This window comes from Oceanibium sediminis (genome assembly GCF_003265325.1).
GTDB lineage: Bacteria > Pseudomonadota > Alphaproteobacteria > Rhodobacterales > Rhodobacteraceae > Halovulum > Halovulum sediminis.
Genome location: NZ_QGNX01000002.1, coordinates 574,122 through 590,052 on the forward strand (window position 1 = coordinate 574,122; position 15,931 = coordinate 590,052).

At 65.0% G+C, this 15,931-nt stretch carries 18 protein-coding genes; 12 read left to right on the plus strand and 6 right to left on the minus strand.

What is annotated here, in order from left to right; translation table 11 throughout:
• Positions 1-4: 4 nt before the first annotated feature.
• From DJ029_RS08255 to DJ029_RS08265, 3 genes are read right to left on the minus strand one after another with little or no spacing between them, the layout of a single operon-like run.
• Positions 5-208: a DUF1737 domain-containing protein gene (locus DJ029_RS08255; protein ID WP_112321885.1), complete on the minus strand. Its 204-nt coding sequence runs from the start codon at positions 206-208 to the stop codon at positions 5-7.
• Complete coding sequence (locus tag DJ029_RS08260; RefSeq protein ID WP_112321886.1) at positions 205-765, minus strand: NnrU family protein; 561 nt, start codon at positions 763-765, stop codon at positions 205-207. The genes DJ029_RS08255 and DJ029_RS08260 overlap by 4 nt, the downstream gene beginning before the upstream one ends.
• A 13-nt stretch (positions 766-778) precedes the next feature.
• Positions 779-1,639, minus strand: coding sequence for an HpcH/HpaI aldolase/citrate lyase family protein (locus tag DJ029_RS08265; protein ID WP_112321888.1), 861 nt, complete (start codon positions 1,637-1,639; stop codon positions 779-781).
• Between the two features lie 277 nt (positions 1,640-1,916).
• On the opposite strand from DJ029_RS08265, the gene DJ029_RS08270 reads away from it, so the two are divergent.
• The 9 genes from DJ029_RS08270 to odhB all read left to right on the plus strand — a co-directional run bounded on the left by DJ029_RS08270 (position 1,917) and on the right by odhB (position 12,222).
• Positions 1,917-2,234 carry a hypothetical protein gene (locus tag DJ029_RS08270; RefSeq protein ID WP_232823011.1) on the plus strand — a complete coding sequence of 106 codons (318 nt, stop codon included), beginning with the start codon at positions 1,917-1,919 and terminating at the stop codon, positions 2,232-2,234.
• Between the two features lie 183 nt (positions 2,235-2,417).
• Positions 2,418-3,380: a malate dehydrogenase gene (gene mdh / locus DJ029_RS08275; protein WP_112321891.1), complete on the plus strand. Its 963-nt coding sequence runs from the start codon at positions 2,418-2,420 to the stop codon at positions 3,378-3,380.
• 285 nt (positions 3,381-3,665) lie between these two features.
• A complete protein-coding gene (gene sucC, locus DJ029_RS08280) occupies positions 3,666-4,859 on the plus strand; it encodes an ADP-forming succinate--CoA ligase subunit beta (RefSeq protein ID WP_112321892.1) in 1,194 nt (397 codons plus the stop codon).
• A gap of 78 nt (positions 4,860-4,937) precedes the next feature.
• Positions 4,938-5,819 carry a succinate--CoA ligase subunit alpha gene (gene sucD / locus DJ029_RS08285; RefSeq protein WP_112321894.1) on the plus strand — a complete coding sequence of 294 codons (882 nt, stop codon included), beginning with the start codon at positions 4,938-4,940 and terminating at the stop codon, positions 5,817-5,819.
• 5 nt (positions 5,820-5,824) lie between these two features.
• On the plus strand, positions 5,825-6,298 hold the full coding sequence (locus DJ029_RS08290; protein ID WP_112321896.1) for a DUF805 domain-containing protein: 474 nt from the start codon (positions 5,825-5,827) through the stop codon (positions 6,296-6,298).
• A gap of 34 nt (positions 6,299-6,332) precedes the next feature.
• Positions 6,333-7,028 (plus strand): sulfotransferase family 2 domain-containing protein, encoded by a 696-nt coding sequence (locus DJ029_RS08295; RefSeq protein ID WP_157966305.1) that lies wholly within the window; start codon positions 6,333-6,335, stop codon positions 7,026-7,028.
• Entirely contained in the window at positions 7,015-7,740 is a 726-nt protein-coding gene (locus DJ029_RS08300) for a sulfotransferase family protein (protein WP_112321899.1), read from the plus strand. The genes DJ029_RS08295 and DJ029_RS08300 overlap by 14 nt, the downstream gene beginning before the upstream one ends.
• Positions 7,740-10,697, plus strand: coding sequence for a 2-oxoglutarate dehydrogenase E1 component (locus tag DJ029_RS08305; protein ID WP_112321901.1), 2,958 nt, complete (start codon positions 7,740-7,742; stop codon positions 10,695-10,697). The genes DJ029_RS08300 and DJ029_RS08305 overlap by 1 nt, the downstream gene beginning before the upstream one ends.
• A gap of 4 nt (positions 10,698-10,701) precedes the next feature.
• Positions 10,702-12,222 (plus strand): 2-oxoglutarate dehydrogenase complex dihydrolipoyllysine-residue succinyltransferase, encoded by a 1,521-nt coding sequence (odhB, locus tag DJ029_RS08310; protein ID WP_112321903.1) that lies wholly within the window; start codon positions 10,702-10,704, stop codon positions 12,220-12,222.
• Between the two features lie 27 nt (positions 12,223-12,249).
• On the opposite strand, the gene DJ029_RS22515 is transcribed toward odhB, so the two are convergent.
• A complete protein-coding gene (locus tag DJ029_RS22515) occupies positions 12,250-12,333 on the minus strand; it encodes a YHYH domain-containing protein (RefSeq protein WP_112322022.1) in 84 nt (27 codons plus the stop codon).
• A 183-nt stretch (positions 12,334-12,516) separates the two neighbouring features.
• Here DJ029_RS22515 and DJ029_RS08320 point away from each other — a divergent pair, with 183 nt between their 5' ends.
• On the plus strand, positions 12,517-12,744 hold the full coding sequence (locus tag DJ029_RS08320) for a hypothetical protein (RefSeq protein ID WP_157966306.1): 228 nt from the start codon (positions 12,517-12,519) through the stop codon (positions 12,742-12,744).
• A gap of 33 nt (positions 12,745-12,777) precedes the next feature.
• Here the strand turns inward: DJ029_RS08320 and DJ029_RS21695 are convergent, their stop codons facing one another.
• A complete protein-coding gene (locus DJ029_RS21695) occupies positions 12,778-12,942 on the minus strand; it encodes a hypothetical protein (protein ID WP_157966307.1) in 165 nt (54 codons plus the stop codon).
• Positions 12,943-13,117: 175 nt separating this feature from the next.
• On the opposite strand from DJ029_RS21695, the gene lpdA reads away from it, so the two are divergent.
• Positions 13,118-14,506, plus strand: a complete 1,389-nt coding sequence (gene lpdA / locus DJ029_RS08325) for a dihydrolipoyl dehydrogenase (RefSeq protein WP_112321906.1) — start codon at positions 13,118-13,120, stop codon at positions 14,504-14,506.
• A gap of 128 nt (positions 14,507-14,634) precedes the next feature.
• On the opposite strand, the gene DJ029_RS08330 is transcribed toward lpdA, so the two are convergent.
• Positions 14,635-15,303, minus strand: coding sequence for a GntR family transcriptional regulator (locus DJ029_RS08330; RefSeq protein WP_232823012.1), 669 nt, complete (start codon positions 15,301-15,303; stop codon positions 14,635-14,637).
• A 93-nt stretch (positions 15,304-15,396) separates the two neighbouring features.
• Here DJ029_RS08330 and DJ029_RS08335 point away from each other — a divergent pair, with 93 nt between their 5' ends.
• Positions 15,397-15,915, plus strand: a complete 519-nt coding sequence (locus DJ029_RS08335; RefSeq protein WP_112321910.1) for an SH3 domain-containing protein — start codon at positions 15,397-15,399, stop codon at positions 15,913-15,915.
• Positions 15,916-15,931: the final 16 nt, after the last annotated feature.

The window sequence follows — 15,931 nt, forward strand, 5'->3', positions numbered from 1 at the left end:
CTGCTCAGAGCGTCCCCAGCCGCTTTTCCGGGTCGTAATCGCCCGGGACTTCCTTCGTAACCGCCTGTGCGCAGCGCATCACGCCGCTGGTTGCGTCGTACGCGTAGGACGGCGAACCGTATAGCGACCACCCCTTGTCGAGCGCCTCCGTCACCTTGTGACAAAAGGCGGAGCTGTCGTCCCCGGTCAGCAGGCGATAGGCGATCATGACGGGAACGGCCATGGCCCGAGCAGGGCGTGAAGCCCGCCGATCACCAGGTAAACCACGACGGAGATGATGAGCAGCCGCACATCCCCCTTCGCCGGGCCCGGAGCGGGCGGCGTCCACGCCCCCTCGGCCCGGTTGATGAGGGTGATCGACACGGGAACCCACAGCGCAAGCCCACCCCAAAGCACGATGGACGCGAGGCCCCCGTTCACCAGCAGATGCGCGATGCACCACAGCAGGAAGCCGATCTGCATCGGATGGCGGAACCAGCTGCGCGCCCGGCCCTTGGAACTGCCCATGCCGAAGAAGATGACCGACAGCAGCATCAGCAGGTTGTTCACATGCACCATGTATGCGGGCGGCCACCAGATCGGCTCGAATGCGGCGGAGCGGTAGCCAAGCACCATCAGCACAACCGAGCCGAGGATCAGCGCCGCGAAAACGCCCTTCGACGCGGGGCCCATGGTTCGGGTCATACCTGCCCGCACGCCGGGCATTGCCCGCTTGAATAGATGCGCATCCCACCACAGGAAGACGCCGAGGATCAGCATTGTCATAGGATCGGTTCCCTCATCCCTTGCTCTGGGCGGACAGTCGCGCGATTGCATCCGCTTTTGCAAGGGTCGCGCGTGCGGTTTCGACGTGCAGGTTCTCGACGATGCGCCCGTTCAGCACCGCCACCCCCTTGCCTTGCTCGCGCGCCGCCTCATAGGCATCGGCGATTTCCTTTGATTCGGCGATTTCAGCCTCGGTCGGGCCGAAAACTTCGTTCGCGATGGCGATCTGGGCGGGATGGATCAGCGTCTTGCCGTCAAAGCCGAGGCTCCGGCCCTGCTCGGCTTCCGCCCTGAGGCCCGCCTCGTCCTTGAAAGCGTTGTAAACCCCGTCGAGGCAGACCAGCCCGCAGGCCCGCGCCGCCAGAAGCGTCTGCGCCAGCGCGGGGACCAGGGCGGCCCGGTCCGGCCCCGGCCGCGCGCCGAGGTCCTTGACCAGGTCGTTGGTACCCAGAACGACCCCCTCCATCCCCGGCGCTTCGGCGATGGCAAGGGCGTTCAGCACGCCGCGCGGTGTCTCGATCATCGCCCAGAGCGTGCTGGGATGATCCGCCCCCATAGCCGCCGCCACGCGGGCGATGTCGGCGGGGCCGTTCACCTTGGGAAGCAGGATACCGTCCGGGCGCGCGGCAATCGCCGCCTCCAGATCGGCCGAGCCCCAGGGCGTGTCCGCCCCGTTGACCCTGAGCAGCACCTTACGCGCGCCGAACCCCTCGGCAATCGCAGCGCAGACCAGGTCCCGCGCGGCATCCTTGGCGTCGGGCGCGACGGCATCCTCGAGGTCGAGGATCAGCGCATCCGCAGCAAGGCTGCGCGCCTTTTCCAGCGCCCGCGCGTTCGAGCCGGGCATGTAAAGCACTGATCGATAGGGATTCATGGGGCCTCCGAAGCGGAATGACGCGGCGCAGCATAGAGCGCCTCATGCGGCTTCACAACCCCGTTTGCGGAATATTCTAACGCAGCTACGACCCTTTGAGACATTTTGTTACGCCCGTTGCGCGACCCGCCAGCCCGCCGGACGGGGGTTTAACGCGATTTTCGCCGTTTGCGCCCAGGCTTGTCGTCAGACCGGACCCCGCCCGGAACGGCTCTCAGGGCCGGGTTTCCGGAAACAAACGGGCAGGCCCGACCGCCCCATGCACAAGGGAAATCAGATGAAACATCGCATCGCCGCCCCCCTGTTCGCTGCCGCCCTGCTTGCGGGCGCATCCGCCAGCCCCGCCGCCACCTGCGGCACTCGGGCCGAGGTCGTGGACCGGCTGCGCACCGACTACGGCGAGACCCGCACCGGCGCCGGACTGAGCGGCGCCGACGGCGTGATCGAGGTCTTTGCCTCGGAAGAAAGCGGTACCTGGACGATCCTGCTGACCCGGCCAAACGGGCAAAGCTGCCTGCTGGCTGCCGGCGAAAGCTGGATGCAGGGGCCGGTTCCGGGGCCCGGTCTGATGGCCCGTTCGGGGCAGCCGGGCTGATCTTGCGCCAAACGCCGCCGCCCGGGCCGTTCCGGGGGCCAGAGTGAAGCGCATGACATTGTTACAGGATTCCCCGTTTGACGGGCGCAACGCCCTTGGCCCGATGGCTTGTCTCTTGCGACCACCCGCGTTTGCCGGTACCCCAAGCCCCCGAAAGCAACGTGTTTCGGAAAAGGGACAACCATGGCACGCGCGAAAATAGCCCTCATCGGGTCTGGACAAATCGGCGGCACGCTCGCCCACCTTGCAGCACTGAAGGAACTGGGGGATGTCGTTCTGTTCGACATCGCCGAGGGCATCCCGCAGGGCAAGGCGCTAGACATCGCGGAAAGCAGCCCCGTCGACAAGTTCGATGCCGAAATGTCGGGCACCAACGACTACGCGGATATCGCCGGCGCAGATGTCTGCATCGTCACCGCCGGTGTCGCCCGCAAGCCGGGGATGAGCCGCGACGACCTGCTCGGGATCAACTTGAAGGTCATGAAATCGGTGGGCGAGGGCATCGCCAAGCACGCCCCGAACGCCTTCGTGATCTGCATCACCAACCCGCTGGACGCAATGGTCTGGGCGCTGCGCGAATTCTCAGGCCTGCCGCATGAGAAGGTCTGCGGCATGGCCGGCGTGCTGGACAGCGCGCGCTTCCGCCACTTTCTCGCCGATGAGTTCGAAGTCTCCGTCAAGGACGTGAGCGCCTTCGTTCTGGGCGGGCATGGCGACACGATGGTGCCGCTGGCGCGCTACTCCACCGTTGCGGGCATCCCCCTGCCCGACCTGGTGGACATGGGCTGGACGAGCCAGGACAAGCTGGACGCGATCATCCAGCGGACCCGTGACGGCGGTGCGGAAATCGTCGGCCTGCTGAAGACCGGCTCGGCCTTCTACGCCCCGGCCGCAAGCGCGATCGAGATGGCGGAAGCCTACCTCAAGGACCAGAAGCGCCTGCTGCCCTGCGCGGCCTACCTGGACGGCGCCTTCGGCGTGAAGGACATGTATGTCGGCGTGCCGACGATCATCGGTGCCGGCGGCATCGAGCGCATCGTCGAGATCAAGATGACCAAGGACGAGAAGGCGATGTTCGACAAGTCGGTCAGCGCCGTCAAAGGCCTGGTCGACGCCTGCAAGGGCATCGATGACAGCCTGAGCTGATACGCTTCACCCCGGCGGCGGCAGCGGCGAATCGCCCTGCCGCCGCTGGCAGATGACCCGGCAAAGCCTAAGAATCCTGAAATATTCACAGGCTTTCGGTGCATCCCGGCATTTTGTGATCACACTAATTTTTTTTGTGATCACAGCCGCGCCAAAAACCCCACATTCCCCGACTTTCCGGCTGTTTTCCTTTGCGGTCCCGCGCTGAACTGCCTAGCGTTTCCCCCGACCGCGGCAGGCCGGGCTTTGCGCCGGACTGACGCACCACAGAAAACGAGGGACGCAATGAACATCCACGAGTACCAGGCCAAGCAACTTCTGAAGGAATACGGCGCCCCCGTTTCGGACGGCCGCGCGGTGTACCGTGCGGAGGAAGCCAAGTCGCAGGCCAGCGAACTCGACGGCCCGCTCTGGGTGGTCAAGGCGCAGATCCACGCGGGCGGCCGCGGCAAGGGCCACTTCAAGGAAGCCGAAGCCGGCGAAAAGGGCGGCGTGCGCCTGACCAAATCGGTCGAGGAAGCCGCCGAGGAAGCCCAGAAGATGCTCGGCCGCACGCTGGTCACGCATCAGACCGGCCCCGCCGGCAAGCAGGTCAACCGCATCTACATCGAGGACGGCTCGGGCATCGAGACGGAACTCTACCTCGCCCTGCTGGTGGATCGCGTCACCTCGCGCGTGTCCTTCGTCTGCTCGACCGAGGGCGGCATGGACATCGAGGAAGTGGCCGCGAACACCCCGGAAAAGATCCTGAGCTTCTCGGTCGATCCGGCCAGCGGCATCTCGGGCTTCCACGGCCGCCGCGTCGCCTTCGCCCTGGGGCTGAAGGGCGCGCAGGTCAAGCAGTGCGTCAAGCTGATCAACACGCTCTACAAGATGTTCATCGAGCGTGACATGGAGATGCTGGAGATCAACCCGCTGATCGTCACCGACAAGGGCGACCTGAAGTGCCTGGACGCGAAGATGGGCTTCGATTCGAACGCGCTCTACCGCCAGCCCGCGATCCTGGCCCTGCGCGACGAAACGGAAGAGGACCCCAAGGAACTCGCCGCGTCGAAGTTCGACCTGAACTACATCGCTCTCGATGGTGAGATCGGCTGCATGGTCAACGGCGCGGGCCTCGCGATGGCGACGATGGACATCATCAAGCTCTATGGCGCCGAGCCCGCCAACTTCCTTGACGTGGGCGGCGGCGCCACCACCGAGAAGGTGACCGAGGCGTTCAAGATCATCACCTCGGACCCGCAGGTGAAGGGCATCCTCGTTAACATCTTCGGCGGTATCATGCGCTGCGACGTCATCGCCGAGGGCGTGGTGACAGCCGTGAAGCAGGTCGGCCTGAAGGTGCCGCTGGTGGTCCGGCTTGAGGGCACGAACGTGGAGAAGGGCAAGGAAATCCTGAACAACTCCGATGTCGATGTCATCGCCGCCGACGATCTGGCCGATGCCGCCGCGAAAATCGTGAAGGCCGTCAAGGGCTGATCCGTCGGGTGCGTGTCCACACGCACCCCCAGCGAAATTCGGTGCGTGTGGGCACGCACCCTACGAAGGAATGACACAATGGCCGTACTCGTAAACGAAAAAACCCGCGTGATCTGCCAGGGCCTGACCGGCTCGCAGGGCACGTTCCACTCTGAACAGGCAATCGCCTACGGCACCAAGATGGTCGGCGGCGTGACCCCCGGCAAGGGCGGCACCAGCCACATCGGGCTGCCCATCTTCGATACCGTGCATGAGGCGAAGCACTCCACCTCTGCCAATGCCACGGCGATCTACGTTCCGCCCCCCTTCGCGGCGGACGCGATCCTCGAAGCGATCGACGCCGAGATGGAGCTGATCGTCTGCATCACCGAGGGCATTCCCGTGCTCGACATGATGAAGGTGAAGCGCGCGCTGGAAGGGTCGAAGTCGATCCTGATCGGCCCGAACTGCCCGGGCGTCATCACGCCGGATGCGTGCAAGATCGGCATCATGCCCGGCCACATCCACAAGCGCGGTTCCGTTGGCGTCGTATCGCGTTCGGGCACGCTGACCTATGAAGCCGTGGGCCAGACGACGGCGGCGGGCCTCGGCCAGTCGACCTGCATCGGCATCGGCGGGGACCCGATCAAGGGCATGGAGCATATCGACGCGCTTGAGCTGCTGTTGGGCGATCCGGAAACCGAAAGCATCATCATGATCGGCGAAATCGGCGGCAGCGCCGAGGAAGACGCCGCGCAGTTCATCGCCGATGAGCGCAAGGCGGGCCGGGCCAAGCCCATCGCCGGCTTCATCGCCGGGCGCACCGCACCTCCGGGCCGCCGCATGGGCCATGCCGGCGCCATCGTCGCCGGTGGCAAGGGCGGCGCCGAGGACAAGATCGAGGCGATGAAATCCGCCGGGATCGTGGTGGCCGAAAGCCCCGCCGGTCTGGGCGAGGCTGTGCTGAAGGCGATCGGGTAAGCCAGATGAACATCATCACGGCGACAAAGACTTGCTTTCGCAAGTACATCACCTTCTCCGGGCGGGCCACCCGCTCGGAGTATTGGTGGTTTTTTGTCGCCGTGATGCTGATGAACATCGCGGCATCCCTTATCGACGGCTTCATGGGGATCACCAATCCCGAGGCGATGGGCCCGGTGGAGATGGTTGTCAGCTTTGGCGTTTTCCTGCCCATGCTGTCGGCAGCGGTACGGCGGCTGCACGACACTGGTCGCCCCGGCTTCTACGTATTGGTCCCAATCGTGTGCGGCTCCATTTCGGGAAGCCTGGTCGCACTGGCCATGCTGCAAAGCGTGCTTCTCATGCTGCTGGCCGGGTTGATCGGGATCGCGGGTTTCGTGGTCTATATCTACTGGCTGGTCAAACCGTCGGATCCGGGCCCGAACCGCTATGGCCCGCACCCCAGCGAGCCGCAGGACTATGGCGAGGTCTTCCAATGACCTGCCTGCCAGTCCAGCGGAAAGGGTGACGGCCATGGTCCTCGTTTCGCACCGGCACAAGTTCATCTACCTGAAGACGAAGAAAACCGCCTCGACCTCTGTCGAGGCGTTCTTCGAACCATACTGCCTCGATGAGCCGCTGGCGGAGGTGGCCGAGTACCGCGACGAGCACATCGGCACGGCCGGCATCGTCGGCGCCCGCCGGGGCCGCGCCAAGCGCGCCGAGGCGACGTGGCACGCGCATATGTCGGCCTGGGACGCCTTCCGCGCCCTCGGGCCGCGGCGCTGGTTTTCCTATTTCAAGTTCACGACGATCCGGAACCCCTTCGAAAAGGCGGTTTCCGAGTTCCATTACGTCCACCGCAAGGACACCGGCCTGCTCTCCAGCCCGCTGGACACAAGGCGCGCGGCGTTCGAGACCTGGCTCCGCACGAAACGGCCCCTGACCGATCGCTACATCTACGCCATCGCCGGCAAGCCCGTGGTGCAGGACGTGATCCGTTTCGAGCGCCTGTCGGCGGATATCGCCCGCGTCGCCAAGCACCTGCATCTTGGGGCCGAGGGGCGTGCCGTGCCGCGCTTCAAATCCGGCGGCAACAGCCCGAAAGAGCCCTACCAGGCCTATTACTCCGACGCGACCCGCGCGCTGGTGGCCAAGGCCTACGCCCCCGAGATCGCACGCTACGGCTATCGATTCGAGCCAGAGGGGGTGCGCCATGGTGCTGGTTAGCCATTCCCACGAGTTCCTTTTCATCAAGACCGGCAAGACCGCCGGCACCTCGGTCGAGATGTACCTCGAACCCTTCTGCCGCCCGCCCGGCGCGCGCATCACCGAAAGGACCCGCCAGCACAAAAGCCGGTACGGGATCGTCGGCGCGCGCATGACCGGGCACGGAAACGCCCTGACGCGGGCGCTGTTCCCGTGGCGCAACCACATGAGTGCTGCGGATATCCGCGCCCGCCTCGGCAAGCGGCGCTGGGATCGCTATGCGCGGATCACCACGATCCGCAACCCGTTCGACAAGGCCTTGTCGCAGTACCTGTGGAAGACCCGCAGCCCGACGCCGCAGACGCCCGAAGAGCTGGCCGATTTCCGCGCAGCCTTCCTGGAGCACCTTGCATCCTACCGCGGGCTGGCCGATCACGACACCCTGCACATCGACGGCAGTTACGCGGCGACCATGACAATCCGTTACGAGTATCTGCAAGATGACCTTGCCAAAGTGTGCCAGACACTCGACCTTGAGACCCATGGTCGCGCTTTGCCCCATACCAAACGCACCCGCGATACGGGCGCCCGCCCGCTTGCCGCGTACTACGACCCCCGCGCGATCGACATCGTCCGCGACCGCTATGCCTGGATCTTCGAGCGCTTCGGTTATGCGCCCGATCCAGCCGACCCGATTCCCGACCTTTCCCATGACATCACAGGAGTAGCGTGATGACAGACCAATCGCCCAATGACGCTTTCCATTCCTCGTCCTTCCTGCAAGGACACAACGCGGAATACATGGAGCAGCTGCACGCCCGATACGCGGAAGATCCCGCATCGGTCGACGAAAGCTGGCAGCGTTTCTTTGAAAGCCTGGCCGAGGACAGCGGCGATGTCAGACGCGAAGCCGCAGGCCCGTCCTGGGCCCGCGCCGACTGGCCGATGCAGCCCAATGACGACCTGACCGCCGCGCTCGACGGGCAATGGGGCCCGGACCCCGCGGCATCGGCTGAGAAGAAGATCTCCACCAAGGCGGCGGCGGCCGGGGTGTCGCTGTCGGACGCACAGGTCCAGCGCGCCGTCACCGACAGCCTGCGCGCCCTGATGATCATCCGCGCCTACCGGATCCGGGGCCACCTGGCCGCCGACCTGGACCCGCTGAACCTGAAGGACCCGGTGGAACACCCGGAGCTTGACCCGAAGTCCTACGGTTTCACCGAATCCGACATGGACCGCCCGATCTTCATCGACAACGTCCTGGGCCTGGAAACCGCCTCGCTGCGCGAGATCATCGCGATCCTGAAGCGCACCTACTGCGGCACCTTCGCGTTGCAGTACATGCACATCTCCAACCCGACGGAAGCGGCCTGGCTGAAAGAGCGGATCGAAGGCTACGGCAAGGAAATCGCCTTCACCCGCGAAGGGCGCAAGGCGATCCTGAACAAGATGGTCGAGGCCGAGGGCTTCGAGAAGTTCCTGCACGTCAAGTACACCGGCACCAAGCGCTTCGGCCTGGACGGGGGCGAGGCGCTGATCCCCGCGATGGAGCAGATCATCAAGCGCGGCGGCAACCTCGGCGTGCGCGAGATCATCGTCGGCATGCCCCACCGTGGCCGCCTGTCGGTGCTGGCCAACGTCATGGGCAAGCCCTATCGCGCGATCTTCAACGAATTCCAGGGCGGCAGCTTCAAGCCGGACGAAGTGGAAGGCTCGGGGGACGTGAAGTACCACCTCGGCGCGTCCTCGGACCGGGAATTCGACGGCAATTCCGTTCACCTCAGCCTGACGGCCAACCCCTCCCACCTGGAGGCGGTGAACCCCGTCGTTTTGGGCAAGGCGCGCGCCAAGCAGGAACAGCTGAACGATGACGAGCGTACCGCCGTGCTGCCCGTGCTGCTGCACGGCGACGCGGCTTTCGCCGGTCAGGGCGTCGTGGCCGAGTGTTTCGGCCTGTCCGGGCTGCGCGGGCACCGCACCGGCGGCACCATGCATATCATCGTCAACAACCAGATCGGCTTCACCACCAGCCCGCACAACTCGCGCTCGTCGCCCTATCCGACGGACATCGCGCTGATGGTCGAGGCGCCGATCTTCCACGTGAACGGCGACGATCCCGAAGCCGTGGTCCACGCAGCGAAGGTAGCGACCGAGTTCCGCCAGATGTTCCACAAGGACGTGGTCATCGACATCTTCTGCTATCGCCGCTTCGGTCACAACGAGGGGGATGAACCGATGTTCACCCAGCCCCTCATGTACAAGGCGATCAAGAAGCAGAAGACCTCGCTCCAGATCTACACCGAGCGTCTGATCCGCGACGGGCTGATCCCCGAGGGCGAGATCGAGGACATGAAGGCCGCCTTCCAAGCCCACCTGAACGAGGAGTTCGAGGCCGGCAAGGATTACCGCCCCAACAAGGCGGACTGGCTGGACGGCCGCTGGTCGCACCTCGACAAGGAGGGCGAGAAGTACCAGCGCGGCAAGACAGCTGTACCGCTGAAGACCCTGAAGGAGGTCGGCGCCGCGCTGACCCGCCTGCCGGAGGGCTACAAGCCCCATCGCACGGTGGAACGGATGCTCGGCACCAAGAAGGAAATGATCGACAGCGGAACCGGGATCGACTGGGCCACGGCCGAGGCGCTGGCCTTCGGCACGCTGGCGCTCGAAGGGTACCCGGTCCGCCTATCGGGCCAGGATGTGACCCGCGGCACCTTCTCTCAGCGCCATTCCGGGATCATCGACCAGGAAACGGAGGAGCGTTACCTGCCGCTCAACCATATCCGCACCGGGCAGGCGCAGTATGAAGTCGTCGACTCCATGCTGTCGGAATACGCAGTGCTCGGGTTCGAGTACGGCTATTCGCTGGCCGAGCCGAACGCGCTGACCCTGTGGGAAGCGCAGTTCGGGGATTTCGCCAACGGTGCGCAAATCATGATCGACCAGTTCATCAGCTCGGGCGAGAAGAAGTGGCTGCGGATGTCCGGCCTCGTCATGTTGCTGCCCCACGGCTACGAAGGCCAGGGCCCCGAGCATTCCTCTGCCCGGCTGGAACGCTTCTTGCAGATGTGTGCCGAGGACAACTGGATCGTCGCGAACTGCACGACCCCGGCGAACTACTTCCACATCCTGCGCCGACAATTGCACCGCTCTTTCCGTAAGCCGCTGGTGATGATGACCCCGAAGTCGCTGCTGCGCCACAAGCTGGCGGTCAGCAAGCTGGACGAGATGTCCAACGGGTCCAGCTTCCACCGCGTGCTGTGGGACGACGCGCAGCACGGCAACTCGGACACGGTTCTGAAGGCGGACGACAAGATCAAGCGTGTCGTCATCTGCTCGGGCAAGGTCTACTACGACCTGCTGGCCGCCCGCGATGAACAGGGGCTGGACGACGTCTATCTTCTGCGGCTTGAGCAGTTCTATCCCTTCCCGGCGCAAAGCCTGGTGAAGGAGCTGAAGCGCTTCCTGAAGGCGGAGGTCGTCTGGTGCCAGGAAGAGCCGAAGAACCAGGGCGGCTGGAGCTTCGTGGAACCGAACATCGAATGGGTCCTTGGCCGTATCAAGGCCAAGACCAAGCGCCCGGTCTATGCCGGACGCGCCGCGGCGGCCTCGCCCGCCACGGGACTCGCAAAAAGCCACAAGGCACAACAGGACGCGCTGGTGAATGAAGCGCTGACCGGTGGGAAGGACTGACAATATGGCCGAGATCCGCGTACCGACGCTGGGCGAAAGCGTAACCGAGGCAACCGTCGCGACCTGGTTCAAGAAACCGGGCGACGCCGTGGCGGTGGACGAAATGCTCTGCGAGCTGGAAACCGACAAGGTAACGGTGGAGGTCCCCTCCTCCGTGGCCGGCGTGCTTGAGGAAATCGTCGCCCCCGAAGGCGAAACCGTGGGCGTCGACGCCCTGCTCGCCAACGTCAAGGAAGGCGCTTCGGCCGCTGCCGCCACCGAGCAGGCCAGCGCTCCGAAGGAGGCCGCTCCGAGTCAAGCCGAAGCCAAGGGCGAAGCGTCCACCCTCAAAGTCATGGTGCCTGCCCTTGGGGAAAGCGTCAGCGAAGCGACCGTTTCCACCTGGTTCAAGAAGGTGGGCGACGCCGTCACCGCAGACGAGATGCTGTGCGAATTGGAAACCGACAAGGTCTCCGTCGAGGTGCCAGCCCCCTCCTCCGGCGTGCTCAGCGAAATCCTGGCCCCCGATGGCGCCACGGTTCAGGCCGGCGGCGAACTGGCCGTGATCGCGGAATCGGGCGCTGCTGTGGGCAAGCCGGCCGAAAGCGCCGAGGCTCCCATGGCCGAGAGCACCGGCGGCAAGGATATCGAGCACGCCCCCTCGGCCAAGAAGCTGATGCAGGAAAAGGGCCTGAGCCCCGATCAACTGACCGGCACCGGAAAGGACGGGCGGATCATGAAGGAAGACGTCCAGCGCGGCCCCACCGCCAAGCCCGCCGCCGCTGCGCCCGCGCCCACGCCGCAGCCCGCCGCCGTGCCCCGCGGCCCGGTATCGGCCGACGATGCCGCGCGCGAGGAACGGGTCAAGATGACCCGCCTGCGCCAAACCATCGCGCGCCGTCTGAAGGACAGCCAGAACACCGCCGCCATGCTGACCACCTACAACGAGGTGGACATGACCGAGGTGATGGGCCTGCGCAACGAGTACAAGGACCTTTTCCTGAAGAAACACGGCGTGAAGCTGGGCTTCATGTCCTTCTTCACCAAGGCCTGTATCCACGCACTGCACGAAGTGCCCGAGGTGAACGCCGAAATCGACGGCACCGACGTGGTGTACAAGAACTACGTCCACATGGGTATCGCCGCGGGCACGCCCACGGGCCTTGTCGTGCCGGTGATCCGGGACGCGCACCTGATGTCCTTCGCCCAGATCGAGAAGGAAATCGCCGAGAAGGGCGCACGCGCCCGTGACGGCAAGCTGTCCATGGCCGAGATGCAGGGCGGGTCGTTCACCATCTCCAACGGTGGTGTCTACGGCTCGCTCATGTCCTCGCCGATCCTGAACCCGCCGCAGTCCGGTATCCTGGGCATGCACAAGATCCAGGAACGGCCCATGGCGATCAATGGCCAGGTGGTGATCCGCCCGATGATGTACCTCGCGCTCAGCTACGATCACCGCATCGTGGACGGCAAGGGCGCGGTGACCTTCCTCGTCCGCGTCAAGGAAGCGCTCGAGGATCCGCGCCGGCTGCTGATGGACCTGTGATGGATGGGGCGAACCCCATCCATGAGATCAGCGATGGCAGTGATACGTGCCGTCGCTGGTCTTGTTGTGGCACCCCTGACTGTTAAGGCCGCCGCCATGCGCGGCGGCCATCTGGGGGGCAATGACGAAAACGGCGAAAACCAGGGCAGTGGTAAAAAAATGTCTCAAAGGTCTCTCCTTCAATGAATAGGAGCGTTAACCTTTGTAAAGGAATCCGGCGGCATTGAGACCGCGACGCAGGAAAAACAGGGCCAAGATTTGACTCAGCACGATCCCGCCATCCTTCGGAGCCAGATGCAGGAGACCACCCGGCGCGCGCTGATCTTCTGGGCGGTGGCGCTTGCGGGGGCGATCGGCATCGTCCTGTGGACGGGGCAGCACCACTGGCTACCGCTGGCCGCGGGGCTTGTGGCACTGATCTCGCTCGGAGTGATCGCCCTTAACTGGTCGGCGATGCGCAAACGGGTTGCCGCCGCCGAAGCCGCCGCGGATCGCACAGCCCGTGCCGGGGATGCCCCATGATCGCGGCACGCGCGCTATCAGGACGCTGCGACCTCAGTCGGCAGAGGCCGCACACAGAATCGGCTCGCGACCGCGCTGGCGCGCCTGCTGGGCTTCCAACTGCGCAGCCCGCAACCGGCGGGAATGAAACGAAAATGCCGCCACGGCAAGAATGGCCAGAAACGCGACCGAACCAGGTACAAAGAGATCTACAGCCATTACAACGCCCTCCAACTTGGTTAACGCAGGCCAGAATATGGGCCGCGTTGGGCAGGCTTAAGGCAGAAAAAGATCAAACCAAGGCAGGCGGCGCCGCGTTGCGCTGCCAGACCTACTCACCACAATCCGGCCCGCGGGTTTGCGCGCGGCCATGCAACTGACAGGAGCCTGATCCATGGCAGACTATGATGTGATCGTGATCGGCGGCGGCCCCGGCGGATATGTCTGCGCCATCCGCTGCGCCCAACTCGGCCTCAAAACCGCCTGCGTCGAAGGGCGCGGCACCCTGGGCGGCACCTGCCTGAACGTCGGCTGCATCCCCTCCAAGGCGATGCTCCACGCCTCGGAGATGTACCACGAAGCGCACGCCCATTTCGACGAAATGGGCCTGAAAGGCGCGAAACCCACCGTCGACCTGCCCCAGATGCTGACCTACAAGCAGTCCTCGGTGGACAGCAACACCAAGGGCATCGAGTTCCTGTTCAAGAAGAACAAGGTCGACTGGCTGCAAGGCTGGGGCAAGATCGCCGGCAACGGCCAGGTCCAGGTGGGCGACGAAACCCACACGGCGAAGAACATCGTAATCGCCACTGGCTCCGCCTCCGCCACACTCAAGGGCGTCGAGGTCGACGAGGAGCGCGTCGTCACCTCCACCGGCGCGCTGGAACTGAAAGAGGTGCCCAAGCGCATGGTCGTCATCGGCGCGGGCGTGATCGGCCTTGAAATGGGCTCCGTCTACCAGCGCCTCGGCGCCGAGGTGACGGTGATCGAATTCCTCGACCAGATCACCCCCGGCATGGACGGCGAGATCCAGAAAACCTTCCAGCGCATGCTGAAGAAACAGGGTTTCAATTTCCTCATGGGCTCCGCCGTCCAGGGCGTGGAGAAGCTGAAAACCAAGCTGAAGGTCACCTACAAGAAGCGCAAGGACGACAGCGAGGCGACGATCGACGCCGACGTCGTCCTGCTCGCCACCGGGCGCACCCCCTATACCGAAGGCCTGGGCCTTGCCGAGGCGGGCGTGGAAATGACCGACCGGGGCCAAGTGAAAACTGACGCCCACCTCGCCACCAATGTCAAAGGCATCTGGGCCATCGGCGATGTCGTCACCGGCCCCATGCTCGCCCACAAGGCCGAGGATGAGGGCATGGCCGTGGCCGAACGCATCGCGGGCCAGGCCGGTCACGTGAACTACGGTGTGATCCCCAGCGTCATCTACACCGCGCCAGAAGTGGCCACCGTCGGCAAGACCGAGGAACAGCTCAAGGAAGAAGGCCGCGCCTACAAGGTCGGTAAATTCCCCTTCATGGGCAACGCCCGCGCCAAAAGCCACTTCGCAGGCGACGGTTTCGTCAAGCTGCTGGCGGACAAGGACACCGACCGTATCCTCGGCGCCCATATCATCGGCCCCATGGCAGGCGACCTCATCCACGAGATCTGCGTCGGCATGGAATTCGGCGCCGCGGCCGAGGATATCGCCCGCACGTGCCACGCGCATCCCACCTTCTCCGAAGCGGTGCGCGAAGCCGCGCTGGCCTGCGGCGACGGCGCCATTCACGCCTGACCGAAAGGGGGCGCGCCATTGCGGCCGCCCCCCACTTTTCTCCCAAAATACTCCGGGGTCCGGGGCAGCGCCCCGAACCGCCGCACCAGCGGCGCCCCCCGATGCCCGCAGGGCGAGGGCCCCCGCCCTCAGCTCAACAGCATCCGCAAGCCCGAGGTAACGTCCGCGCGCACCGCCACCCGCAACCCCGGCTCATCACCGGCCCGCAGCGCGCTCAGGATCTTTGAGTGGCTTTCCGTCACCACGGCGCGGCGGCTTTCCGAGTAGAGCGAGCGCATGGACGGCCCGAGCTGAAGCCAGACCGTCTCCGCCAGCGCCAGCATCGCCGGGGCCTGCGCGCGAAGATACAGGTTGCGGTGAAAATCCAGGTTCAGCCGGACATAGGCAATCGCATCCCCATGGCCGAGGACCCGTTCGATCTGGTCGTTGATGTCGGTCATGCGATCGATCAACGCGCCGTGGGCACGGGGCAGCGCGCGCGAGGCGAGCTCCGGCTCCAGCAAGGCCCGCAGCGCCGCCAGCTCCTCGATCCGCTCGTTGCTCAGCACCGGCGTCGTGATCCGCCCCGAGGACGAGCTCTGCAACGCCCCCTCCGCCACCAGCCTGCGCGCCGCCTCGCGCGCTGGCGTCATCGACACGCCGAATTCCGCGGCGATGCCGCGCAGGGTCATCGCCTGCCCCGGCTCGACCGCGCCATGCATGATCCGCGTCCGAAGACGGCGGTAGAGCTGCTCATGATTGGGCGTACGCCGCTCGGATTGGCCGCGTTCCGTTACGGAAGCTGCGGCATCCGGCACAAATTCAACGTACTTTTGCTTAAAGTTGGCCAACAAGAATCACTGAATCGGGGCGGTGGGTCTGATAGACAGTAATGAGCAACTGAGAACGATATGTCACAATTTTATTCCGAGCTGCTAACCTGGACGGCATTCGGGCTCATTGGCGGCGCGGCCCTTCTGGGCAGCGCGCCCGGCGGGCCCCTTTCCGGGGAATCCGGCGAAACCATCGCGCGTGCAACCAGCGATCCACTGCCCGAGCCGATCGATATCCGTGAACTCGACATGGCCGCCGCCGATACCGCGGAGCTGTCGCCCGTCACCCCCCTGATCACCGAGGCCGAGCTTCAAGCCGTGGAATTCACCGCGACCGGCGCCCCCGTCTTTGCCATGCCGACAGGCGCTGCGGGCGCCGAACCGGGGAACAGCGGTCTTGTGACAGGCGAAAGCGTCAATATCCGCAGCGGCCCCGGAACCTCCTTCGCGGTCGTGGCCCGCGCCGTCCGCGACGACCGGCTTCAGGTGACCGGACAGCGCGACGGCTCCTGGATCGAGATCGTGCTGCCCTTCGGGACGGATGACCCGGCATGGATCCACGGCAGCTACTTCAGCGCCCCCGAACCCCCGGCGTAACAAACACACTTACACG

Coding starts and splice junctions, on each gene's coding strand:
- lpdA (WP_112321906.1), top strand. CDS start 13,118: ATGGCAGACTATGATGTGATCGTGATCGGCGGCGGCCCCGGCGGATAT.
- sucD (WP_112321894.1), top strand. CDS start 4,938: ATGGCCGTACTCGTAAACGAAAAAACCCGCGTGATCTGCCAGGGCCTG.
- DJ029_RS08320 (WP_157966306.1), top strand. CDS start 12,517: ATGCAGGAGACCACCCGGCGCGCGCTGATCTTCTGGGCGGTGGCGCTT.
- DJ029_RS08295 (WP_157966305.1), top strand. CDS start 6,333: ATGGTCCTCGTTTCGCACCGGCACAAGTTCATCTACCTGAAGACGAAG.
- sucC (WP_112321892.1), top strand. CDS start 3,666: ATGAACATCCACGAGTACCAGGCCAAGCAACTTCTGAAGGAATACGGC.
- DJ029_RS08265 (WP_112321888.1), bottom strand. CDS start 1,639: ATGAATCCCTATCGATCAGTGCTTTACATGCCCGGCTCGAACGCGCGG.
- DJ029_RS08335 (WP_112321910.1), top strand. CDS start 15,397: ATGTCACAATTTTATTCCGAGCTGCTAACCTGGACGGCATTCGGGCTC.
- DJ029_RS22515 (WP_112322022.1), bottom strand. CDS start 12,333: ATGGCCGCCGCGCATGGCGGCGGCCTTAACAGTCAGGGGTGCCACAAC.
- DJ029_RS08255 (WP_112321885.1), bottom strand. CDS start 208: ATGATCGCCTATCGCCTGCTGACCGGGGACGACAGCTCCGCCTTTTGT.
- DJ029_RS21695 (WP_157966307.1), bottom strand. CDS start 12,942: ATGGCTGTAGATCTCTTTGTACCTGGTTCGGTCGCGTTTCTGGCCATT.
- mdh (WP_112321891.1), top strand. CDS start 2,418: ATGGCACGCGCGAAAATAGCCCTCATCGGGTCTGGACAAATCGGCGGC.
- odhB (WP_112321903.1), top strand. CDS start 10,702: ATGGCCGAGATCCGCGTACCGACGCTGGGCGAAAGCGTAACCGAGGCA.
- DJ029_RS08270 (WP_232823011.1), top strand. CDS start 1,917: ATGAAACATCGCATCGCCGCCCCCCTGTTCGCTGCCGCCCTGCTTGCG.
- DJ029_RS08290 (WP_112321896.1), top strand. CDS start 5,825: ATGAACATCATCACGGCGACAAAGACTTGCTTTCGCAAGTACATCACC.
- DJ029_RS08300 (WP_112321899.1), top strand. CDS start 7,015: ATGGTGCTGGTTAGCCATTCCCACGAGTTCCTTTTCATCAAGACCGGC.
- DJ029_RS08260 (WP_112321886.1), bottom strand. CDS start 765: ATGACAATGCTGATCCTCGGCGTCTTCCTGTGGTGGGATGCGCATCTA.
- DJ029_RS08305 (WP_112321901.1), top strand. CDS start 7,740: ATGACAGACCAATCGCCCAATGACGCTTTCCATTCCTCGTCCTTCCTG.